The 6,000-nt window shown below is 28.4% G+C and carries 7 protein-coding genes and 2 tRNA genes; 3 read left to right on the forward strand and 6 right to left on the reverse strand.

Annotated features, from left to right (window positions below; genetic code table 11):
* Positions 1-9: 9 nt before the first annotated feature.
* From RSF37_RS10460 to RSF37_RS10470, 3 genes are all read right to left on the reverse strand, one after another.
* A complete protein-coding gene (locus RSF37_RS10460; protein WP_332564355.1) occupies positions 10-339 on the reverse strand; it encodes a cyclic-di-AMP receptor in 330 nt (109 codons plus the stop codon).
* A gap of 166 nt (positions 340-505) precedes the next feature.
* Complete coding sequence (locus RSF37_RS10465) at positions 506-1,186, reverse strand: dTMP kinase (protein ID WP_332564356.1); 681 nt, start codon at positions 1,184-1,186, stop codon at positions 506-508.
* Positions 1,187-1,371: 185 nt separating this feature from the next.
* Positions 1,372-1,560, reverse strand: a complete 189-nt coding sequence (locus RSF37_RS10470; RefSeq protein ID WP_332564357.1) for a sigma factor G inhibitor Gin — start codon at positions 1,558-1,560, stop codon at positions 1,372-1,374.
* A 135-nt stretch (positions 1,561-1,695) separates the two neighbouring features.
* Here RSF37_RS10470 and RSF37_RS10475 point away from each other — a divergent pair, with 135 nt between their 5' ends.
* Positions 1,696-2,859, forward strand: coding sequence for a M20 family peptidase (locus RSF37_RS10475; RefSeq protein ID WP_332564358.1), 1,164 nt, complete (start codon positions 1,696-1,698; stop codon positions 2,857-2,859).
* A gap of 21 nt (positions 2,860-2,880) precedes the next feature.
* On the opposite strand, the gene RSF37_RS10480 is transcribed toward RSF37_RS10475, so the two are convergent.
* Positions 2,881-3,387: a hypothetical protein gene (locus tag RSF37_RS10480; RefSeq protein WP_332564359.1), complete on the reverse strand. Its 507-nt coding sequence runs from the start codon at positions 3,385-3,387 to the stop codon at positions 2,881-2,883.
* Positions 3,388-3,684: 297 nt separating this feature from the next.
* On the opposite strand from RSF37_RS10480, the gene RSF37_RS10485 reads away from it, so the two are divergent.
* Positions 3,685-4,632 (forward strand): magnesium transporter CorA family protein, encoded by a 948-nt coding sequence (locus RSF37_RS10485; protein WP_332564360.1) that lies wholly within the window; start codon positions 3,685-3,687, stop codon positions 4,630-4,632.
* A gap of 84 nt (positions 4,633-4,716) precedes the next feature.
* Positions 4,717-5,631 (forward strand): S66 peptidase family protein, encoded by a 915-nt coding sequence (locus RSF37_RS10490; RefSeq protein WP_332564361.1) that lies wholly within the window; start codon positions 4,717-4,719, stop codon positions 5,629-5,631.
* Between the two features lie 154 nt (positions 5,632-5,785).
* Here the strand turns inward: RSF37_RS10490 and RSF37_RS10495 are convergent.
* Positions 5,786-5,859 (reverse strand) — tRNA-Cys (locus RSF37_RS10495).
* A 5-nt stretch (positions 5,860-5,864) separates the two neighbouring features.
* Positions 5,865-5,940 (reverse strand) — tRNA-Phe (locus RSF37_RS10500).
* Positions 5,941-6,000: the final 60 nt, after the last annotated feature.

Here is a 6,000-nt window from a genome sequence, read left to right on the forward strand (position 1 = left end):
AAATGACTATTATATCTTTATAAATTGGTCTACATCTACAACAAATACTGTTGCGCCACCAACTTGAACTTCAATTGGATACTGCATATACATTGAAGTATTACCTGTAATTGGCGCAGGTGTTGTAACTACTTCTTTTCGTTCTTTACAAACATCCTTTATTATATCTATGACCTCTTCAGTTTTTTCTTTTCTAACACCTATCATTAGAGTTGTGTTACCTGCTTTTAAAAAGCCGCCTGTCGTTGCAAGCTTAGTAACTCCTATGCCTTTTTCAGCTAAAGCATCTAATAAATCTTCTGAATCTTCATCGTGTACCACAGCTATTAAAAGTTTCATATAATAACCTCCATTATATAATAAATACCCTAATTATATTTTACCACAAAGTAATATCTTTCCATAACACTTTATTTTTTCATATTATCTATTTATTGGTAATTTATATGTATATATTTTTTACATTATATAATATCTTTCCCACACTGTATACTTAAAATACTTTCTACAAATATTCTCTTACAATTGCGTAAACTTCATCACTAATACTATCAATAGATTTTAAATTTTCTTCATCATTACACTTAACTTTTTTCCAATCATATTTATTGGCTATTTCTAATGAATTGTTATAACAATTAACTAAATATTGACCATTAGCTTCATGTATATCCTTTTCTTGTTCTCCTGTGAACTTATTTGCTCTATCTTCCATTAGCTTTTTACTTATAGTTGGTGATAAATCTAAAAATACTATACAATCTGGTTTTGGTAATCCATATAAATCAAATTCTAATTCATATAACCAATTTAAATATTTTTCTCTTTCTAATGGATTATCCATCTTTACTGCCTGATGAACCATATTTGATGTTGTATATCTATCCGATAATATTATTCCGCCATTATTATAAAATTCTCCCCAATCAGTCTTATATGATGCATATCTATCTATTGCATAAAATGTTGATGCTGCATATGCATTTACATCCTCTGGCTTAGTTCCAAATTCACCATTTAAATACATCTTAACTGGCATACATGCTGGACTATCATAATTTGGGAAAGTAATCTTTCTTACATTTTTACCTTCTGCTATTAATTTATCATATAATTTTTGAGTTTGAGTAGCTTTCCCACTTCCGTCTGTTCCACTCTCTATTATTATTAACTTACCTTTTTTCATATCTTATCTTTAGCAAAGTACCTATCTTTACTAAATCAATCCTCCATTCTTAAACTATATCTTTCTATACTATATATTATATTGTATCTCATTTTCAAATTATTTTTTCTATATTAGAACAAAAAAATAGCAATACTTCACGTATTGCTAAATTATATAAGTAACTCTCTACAGTTACATTTTATTTAATCAAGTATATTTTTAATTCCTTCAACATACGTATTATACTTCGGATCTCCTGGTGTTACATTAACAATATCTACTTCACACATAGGACAAATCATTTCACCTTTTATAATTATACCGTTGTCACTAACATGACCACATATTACACAAGTATTCTCCTGTATCTTCTTATTAACAAAACTTTTCATAAATAATACCCCCTAAAATAAATTGTTATCTAGATTATCACCACATATATTCATTTTTATACTCTAAAATAAAATAAATATTTTTTTATTTATTGGTAAAAATAATAAAGAATATTTTCTTGGGAGGTCAATTTTATGAAACAAGAAATGATTAGTTATCTTTCAACACGTGATAAAGAGATTACAGACCTTTGTAACTTCCTTTATAATAACCCTGAAGATAGTTACAATGAATCTAACTCTTCTCAATACATTAGTGATTTATTAGAAAAGCACGACTTTTCAGTAGAACGCAATTTTTTAGATTTAAAAACAGCATTTTATGCATCTAAAGGAAATGGTCATCCTAAAATATGCTTCCTATGTGAGTATGATGCAGTTCCGAAAGAAGGGCATATTACAGCTCATAATGCATTATCAACAATATCCTTCACAGCAGCTATCGCCCTTGGTCAAATTATTCCTAAATTAACTAATGGGTCTGTAATAGTTGTAGGGTGTCCTGGTGAGTATGTAGGTGGAAGTAAAGACCTTATGCTAAAGGAAGATGTATTTAAAGATATTGATGTTGTAATGGTATCTCATCCTGATACTGTAACTTGTGAAAGTGGAACATCCTCTGCTGTAATACCGCTTAGTGTAGAATTTACAGGTCATGATGGACTCAGCTTCTTAAATGAATCACCCTACACTTCATTAGATGCATTACTTTTAACATTTAATACATTAAACGCACTTACTAAAGGATTTTGTAAAGATGTCCAAATTAATTCGATACTATCAAAAGGTGGAACTACTCCTTTATTAGTTCCAAAACAATGTGAAGGTAAGTTTTATATAAGAGCAAAGAATATTAAACTTGCAGAAGCTGCTGAAGGAAAAATTAAAGATATTGCAACTGCAATAGGAAAACTTATGGATGTAGATTATAAATCATCCCTTTATCAATTTCCAAGTGAAGAGCTATTAACAAATAGAACTCTTAACCGATTATATAATAATAACTTAAAAGAATGTGGCATAATTGATATTTGCCCTCCAAGGGATGTAAATGCGTCTTTAAGCCTTGGTACAATTAGTAAACATGTTCCTGTTATTCATCCTTATGTATCGATAATACAAGATGACAAAATAAAATATGGAACAAAGGAATTTAGAGATTGCACTATAAGCGATTACGCATTTTTACAATATAGGAAAAGCGCTTTAGCTCTTGCTTTTACTGGATTTGATTTAATAACAAATGAAGTTCTTTTAAAAGAAGTTAAAAATGAATTTTTCAAAAACATATTAACTTAAAATAAAAAAAAACTCCCTTAGCTAATTTACAGCTTGGGAGTTTTTATTTGCCATGTGTTTTTTCACTCTATTTATAAAGCATTCACTTGGCTGAAAATAAAATTTATAGTAACTTTCCTGAAATTTATAAACACAACAATATTGGACTGTATTTAATTTATCAAATGTATAGTTACCAATTTGTTTTGCGTCATATCCTCTAGGTTGTCCATTTCTCTTACCTAAATAAACGATATCTGATATCTTTATACTTGAAAGATTTTTTTCCTGATTTTTTGAAATCTTATTAATTATAAGTTTATTTGCTATTACTGCATACTTATATGAAATTCTACAACTAATAAATTCTTTTAATATAATATAACTAGTTACTATTACAATAATAGTATTACATACAAGTAATGTGTTACGACTATCAAAATGAATAAATTTAAGCCCCTCATGTAAATATAACATAACTGTTATTGTTAATAACACTAATGCAATTACAGGCGCTTTCTTTCGAACAATTATTTCTCTATGCATCATATTAATATCCCCCATGACACTATGAAAGTATTTATAAACATAGAATTGATTATACTAGCAAATATACTTTTATTCCACGCTAATATTAATCAAAATTAATTACTATTATATCAAATTAAGCATTTGGCTTCATATATCTCATTATCTCTAATCTTTAGTATGTATTCCTCCATAATACTATTTATTTACTGTTATAATTTGTATATTAAATTTTAAAATTAACTATTTTTAAATGTATTATTTTATATTTATATTTTTAAGAGTATAATATATGTGAATACACATGGAGGTTTATTTATGATTCAGATATTTAAAACAATAAGCGAAGAGAATAAGACATTGAAACAACTAGATAATATAGAGCCTGGTTGTTGGATAAATATAGTTGCACCTTCAGATGAAGAGCTTATACTAATCGCAAATAAAACCGGAGTCGATTTAGACTTTCTTAAAGCTTCATTAGATGATGAAGAAACATCACGTATAGATTTCGAGGAGAATGACATTTCAATAATTGTCGATATTCCATTTACTGAAATGGAAGATAACTCCCTTACATACGATACATATCCACTTTCAATAATTCATACAAATAAATACCTTATAACTGTTTGCCTTAAAAATAGTAAAATACTTACTGATTTTATTAATGGAAGAATTAAGACATTCTATACTTTTAAAAAGTCACGTTTTACACTTCAAATATTAAATAGAATTTCTACATACTATCTACTATATTTAAGACAAATTGATAAAAAGAGTTTAATGATAGAAAAACGACTTCATAAATCAATGAAAAATAGAGAACTTATACAACTACATTCCCTTGAAAAGTCTCTAGTATACTTTTCAACTTCATTAAAAGCTAATGAAATAACATTAGAAAAAATGTTAAAGTTAGATATAATGCAAAAATATGAGGATGACAAAGACGTATTAGAAAATGTTATTATAGAAAATAAACAAGCTATTGAAATGACTGAAATATATAGTAATATTTTAGCCAGTACAATGGACTTCTTTGCCTCAGTAATATCAAACAATCTTAATATAGTGATGAAGGTTCTTGCTTCAGTTACAATATTAATGGCTATACCAACTATAATAGGTGGTATATTTGGTATGAATGTATGGCTACCATTCTCCCCTGACGATCCTGCTGCTTTTTACACAATAATGTTTCTTACATTTTTAATTTGTGGAATAGTTGCTTGGGTATTATACAAAAAAGATATGTTTAGGTAATATTTTTTTAACCTATACATATAATATATACTAAAACAATAGAGAGCTATTTTTGGCTCTCTTTTTTTAGGGGGATTTTATTATATGATAAAGGGTAAAATGTTAAAGCAAAATTCAACTATAGGCATTGTTTGTCCTGCTTCATGCAGCCCAAAAGAGAATATTGAATCTTATGTAAAGGAATTCGAAAACTTAGGTTTTAATGTGGTTTTAGGAAATCATGTATATGATAAAAATGGTTATTTAGCTGGAAGTGATAAAGATAGAGCAAAGGATCTTATGGATATGTTTAAGGATGATTCAATAGATGGAATCATTTGCTTTAGAGGTGGTTATGGTTCAATTAGAATATTGCCATATTTAGATATGAAGGTTATAAAAAAACATCCTAAATTTTTCTGTGGCTATAGTGATATAACTATTCTTCTAAATTATTTTGCATCAAATAAGTTTATATCCTTCCATGGTCCCATGATAAAATCAAAATTTAATGATTTATATACATTACCCTCTTTAAAAAAATTTATGATGAATCCTACTAAAGGATATATATATGATCTTTCATCATATAGGAAATATAATAATAATCATTTCTCTGGTCGCTTAATGGGTGGAAATCTTTCTATGCTTTGTTCATGTATAGGAACACCTTTTGAAGTAAATTTTGATAATTCAATACTAATGATTGAAGAAATAGATGAATCACCTTATGTTATAGATAGATTATTAACGCAATTAATACTATCATCTAAGCTTAATAAATGTAATGGAATATTAATTGGTCACATTACAGATTGTGATAATAAAGTTTCTTCTCCTGATGAGAACTTTACAGCAAAAGAAATTATAGAAAAAAGATTATTACCTCTTAATATACCAATAATATATGGTTTACCTTTTGGACATTCTTATCCTAACTTAACTTTCCCTATAGGATGTTCTGCTACTTACGAGAAAAACACAAGTAAACTTGTAATATGTGAAAATCCTCTGAAATAATCCACAAATTTAAAGTTACGAACAAAAGAAATCACACTTTCAGTGGATAAGTTGTGTTTTTTAATTTTTTCTGTGGATAATTTTTTAATTTTAAATATTTTATCTAATAAAGAAAAAATAAAAACCTGTAAACATAGTTTACAGGTTTTCTGTATGGAGGCGCCACCCGGATTTGAACCGGGGGTAAAGGTTTTGCAGACCTCTGCCTTACCACTTGGCTATAGCGCCATACATGGTGGCTCGAGTAGGAATCGAACCTACGACACGCGGATCTTCAATCCGCTGCTCTACCAACTGAGCTATCGAGCCACATTTACCTGGCAACGTCTTACTCTCCCGCACAGTCTCCCGTGAAGTACCATCAGCGCT

The organism is Clostridium sp. (genome assembly GCF_036643715.1).
In the GTDB taxonomy this organism is placed as follows: domain Bacteria; phylum Bacillota; class Clostridia; order Clostridiales; family Clostridiaceae; genus Clostridium.